Source organism: Streptomyces sp. SID4985 (assembly GCF_009863025.1).
Taxonomy (GTDB): domain Bacteria; phylum Actinomycetota; class Actinomycetes; order Streptomycetales; family Streptomycetaceae; genus Streptomyces.
This window is the reverse complement of sequence record NZ_WWIR01000428.1, coordinates 1-3,478: the sequence shown is the minus strand read 5'-3', so window position 1 is coordinate 3,478 and position 3,478 is coordinate 1. Positions and strand designations below refer to the sequence as shown.

Genomic DNA, 3,478 nt, shown 5'->3' with positions numbered 1-3,478 from the left:
GGGAGCGCCGAAGGCGCCCGGGTTGCCCTGCCGGGCGGCGAACTGGCCGCCGGAGGCGACGGGCACGCCCTCACCCCGCGCACCCGGAACGCCCCCACCGACCGGCCCCTGCGCCGCACCACCCTGAGGGGATGCCCCTACGGGCCCCGGCGCGGCAGCACCCGCACCCGAGCCCTGTTGAACCGGCGGAGCCCCCGGCCCGGGAGTCGGCCGGCGGCTCAGGAACGTGTCCGCCGGAGACGCGGACGTGTCCCATGCCGGGCTCCCCGTAGGGGGTTCCTCGTCGAAGAAGTGGGGGCCCGTCTCCTCGACCACGGCCGGGGTGGCGGGGCGGGTGCCCGGGGGCGGGGTGAGCGGTTCGCCGTCGGCGGGGGCGGGGCGGCTGGTGCCGGGCATCCAGGCCGCGCCGTTCCAGTAGCGGACGTAACCGGGGATGGACGGGTCCGGGTAGTAGCCCTCGCGGGGCCTGTCGTCACCGTGGGCCGGCGTTGGGGCGCTCATATCCGTCCCGTATCTGCTCGGAGGTGGGATAGGAACCCCCACATCTATCAGACCCTGGCATCCGGCACCGCCAGTCCGGCCGGACCCACCCTTTCCGGGCGATGCCGGACCCCTGCACGACGTACCGGCGACGTACCGGCGACGGACGGACGACGCACCGGCGGGGCCCCGCGAGAATCCCGGAAAAAAACTTTCCCGAACCCGCGTAATGCCCGGGCCCCTTCGCCCTCTCCCTTCCCGTGGGCCCGCCCAGGAGGCCCCGGTCAGAGAGGAAACGCAGGTCATGGAGCACACGGTGGTGGAGCGGGAACTGGAGCTCAAGCTCATCCTTTCGCCCGAGCGGAGCATCCCCGTCCCGGCCCGGCTGAGCTACCGCTCGGACGACCCCTACGCGATCCACGTCACGTTCCACATCAACTCCGAGTTCCCCGTCAACTGGACGTTCGCCCGCGAGCTGTTGGTCGAGGGCGTCTTCCGCCCCTGCGGGAACGGCGACGTCCGCGTGTGGCCGACGAAGGTGAACGGCCGCAGCGTCGTGCTGATGGCGCTCAGCTCCCCGGACGGCGACGCCCTCCTTGAGGCGCCCACCCCGCCTGTCTCGGCGTGGCTGGAGCGGACCCTGCGTGTGGTGCCGCCGGGTGCCGAGGCCGAACAGCTCGGCATCGACGCCGCGCTCGACCAGTTGCTCGCCAGGTGAACGGCCCGGCACCCGGGGCGGGTTCAGAACAGTTTGCCGGGGTTGAGGATGCCGAGCGGGTCGAAGACCTGCTTCACCGCGCGCTGCATCTCGATCCCGACGGGCCCGATCTCCCGTGCCAGCCACTCCTTCTTCAGCACCCCCACCCCGTGTTCCCCGGTGATGGTGCCGCCGAGTTCGAGCCCGAGCGCCATGATCTCGTCGAAGGACTCGCGGGCGCGGCGGGACTCGTCGGGGTCGCGGGCGTCGAAGCAGACGGTGGGGTGGGTGTTGCCGTCGCCCGCGTGCGCGCAGAGCCCGATGGTGAGGTCGTACTTGGCGGCGATCCGCTCGACCCCGGCCAGCATCTCGCCGAGCCGGGAGCGGGGCACGCACACGTCGTCGATCATCGTCGTGCCCTTGACCGCCTCCAGCGCGGTCAGCGAGAGCCGCCGGGCCTGGAGGAGGAGTTCGGACTCGGCGGCGTCCTCGGCGGGCACCACCTGGGTGGCGCCCGCCTCCTCGCACAGTGCGCCGAGGGCGGCGAGGTCGGCGGCCGGGTCCGGGGTGTCGAAGGCGGCGAGCAGCAGCGCCTCGGTGGTCTCGGGCAGGCCCATGCGGGCGAAGTCGTTGACCGCCTTGACGGTCGTACGGTCCATCAGCTCCAGGAGGGACGGCACATGACCTCCCGCCATGATCCGGCACACCGCGTCGCAGGCGTCGGCCGCCGAGGCGAACTCGGCGGCCAGCACGAGCTGTTGGGGCGGCTTGGGGCGCAGCGCGAGCACGGCCCGTACGACGATGCCGAGGGAGCCCTCGGAGCCGACGAACAGCCGGGTGAGGTCGTACCCGGCGACGCCCTTGGCGGTGCGGCGCCCGGTGGACATCAGCCGGCCGTCGGCGAGGACGACGTCGAGCCCGAGGACGTACTCGGCGGTGACCCCGTACTTGACGCAGCACAGGCCGCCCGAGGCGGTGCCGATGTTGCCGCCGATGGTGCAGGTCTCCCAGCTGGAGGGGTCCGGCGGGTAGTACAGGCCGTGTTCGCCGACGGCGCGGGAGAGCGTGGCGTTGACGACGCCGGGCTCCACGACGGCGACCCGGTCCACGGGGTTGATCTCCAGGATGCGGTCCATCCTCGTGAGGGACAGGACGATGCAGCCTTCGGAGGCGTTGGCCGCGCCGGACAGGCCGGTGCGGGCCCCCTGCGGGACGACCGGCACGCGCAGTTCGGTGGCGGTGCGCATGACGTGCTGGACCTGTTCGACGGTCCGGGGCAGCACGACCACGGCGGGCGTCCCGGCCGGGCAGAAGCTCGCCATGTCGTTGGCGTAGGAGACGGTGACCTCGGGGTCGGTCAGCACGGCCTCGGCGGGCAGCCCCGCGAGCAGCCGGCCGGTGAGACTGTCGGCGGTCACGGCGTCGTCGTCGCGGGACGCTTCGATACGGCTCATGATCCGAGCGTCGCACTCGGGGCCATCGGTGTGAACCCCGCACGCGCCGCCCTTGGGCCACCCGGATGTGCTCGTCATATTGGCGCACAGTTGCCGCATGGAGAAGCGACAGTACGGGCACTCCGGGCCCGGTACGTCCCTGGTGGCCGAGTCCGCGCCGCGCCGTACCCGGCGGTGGCCCCGGCGGCTGCTGGCCGTCGCGCTGGTGAGCGGCGCGGCGGCGGGCACGGTGCTGGCCCTGCCGTCCACCGGTCCCCGGCACCCCGAGCGCCGACCACCGGCCCCAGCACCCGGCCCGCGGGCGATGGCGCTGACGGCGGTGACCACCGGACTCCCGGCCGCGCTGCCCCAGCTGACGGAGCTGATCGCGCGGCAGGAGAGCGCGGTGCGGCAGCGGCCCGCCGACGCACGGGCCTGGGCGGCGCTGGGCGCGGCGTACGTGGCGCGGGGGCACCAGACGGCCGACGCGGCGGACTTCCCGAAGGCCGAGCGGGCGCTGAACAGCTCGCTCCAGGTGAAGAGCGCGGGGAACGCGGAGGCGCTCGGCGCCCTCACCTCGCTGGCCAACGCGCGCCGGGACTTCCCGGCGGCGAAGCGGTACGGCGAGGAGGCGCTGAAGCTGACGCCGAAGCGCTGGTCGGCGTATCCCCCGCTGATCGACGCGTACAACGGGCTCGGTGACTACACCAAGGCCCGTGCCACCCTCGACAAGCTGATGGCGCTGCGCACCGGCCCGGCCGAGCGGCCCGCCGTGATGGCGCGGGCGGCCGCCGTCTACCGGGACCGGGGCTGGCGCGAGGACGCGGTGGCCCAGCTGACGGACGCGGCGGCGGCCGCCGGTACGCCC

At 73.8% G+C, this 3,478-nt stretch carries 3 protein-coding genes and 1 pseudogene; 2 read left to right on the top strand and 2 right to left on the bottom strand.

Translation table 11 applies throughout. The features are described from left to right. Nucleotides 1-501, bottom strand: a 501-nt coding sequence (locus tag GTW40_RS33185; RefSeq protein WP_161181361.1) for a DUF2510 domain-containing protein, incomplete at its 3' end; no start/stop codon positions are given. A gap of 283 nt (nucleotides 502-784) precedes the next feature. On the opposite strand from GTW40_RS33185, the gene GTW40_RS18800 reads away from it, so the two are divergent. After that, nucleotides 785-1,198, top strand: a complete 414-nt coding sequence (locus GTW40_RS18800) for an SsgA family sporulation/cell division regulator (protein WP_161181360.1) — start codon at nucleotides 785-787, stop codon at nucleotides 1,196-1,198. 23 nt (nucleotides 1,199-1,221) lie between these two features. Here GTW40_RS18800 and GTW40_RS18795 read toward each other — a convergent pair whose 3' ends face one another. Beyond that, nucleotides 1,222-2,631 (bottom strand): FAD-linked oxidase C-terminal domain-containing protein, encoded by a 1,410-nt coding sequence (locus GTW40_RS18795; RefSeq protein ID WP_161181359.1) that lies wholly within the window; start codon nucleotides 2,629-2,631, stop codon nucleotides 1,222-1,224. A 97-nt stretch (nucleotides 2,632-2,728) separates the two neighbouring features. On the opposite strand from GTW40_RS18795, the pseudogene GTW40_RS18790 reads away from it, so the two are divergent. Continuing rightward, nucleotides 2,729-3,478: pseudogene (locus tag GTW40_RS18790) on the top strand (hypothetical protein); the annotation flags it as partial.

Coding starts and splice junctions, on each gene's coding strand:
- GTW40_RS18800 (WP_161181360.1), top strand. CDS start 785: ATGGAGCACACGGTGGTGGAGCGGGAACTGGAGCTCAAGCTCATCCTT.
- GTW40_RS18795 (WP_161181359.1), bottom strand. CDS start 2,631: ATGAGCCGTATCGAAGCGTCCCGCGACGACGACGCCGTGACCGCCGAC.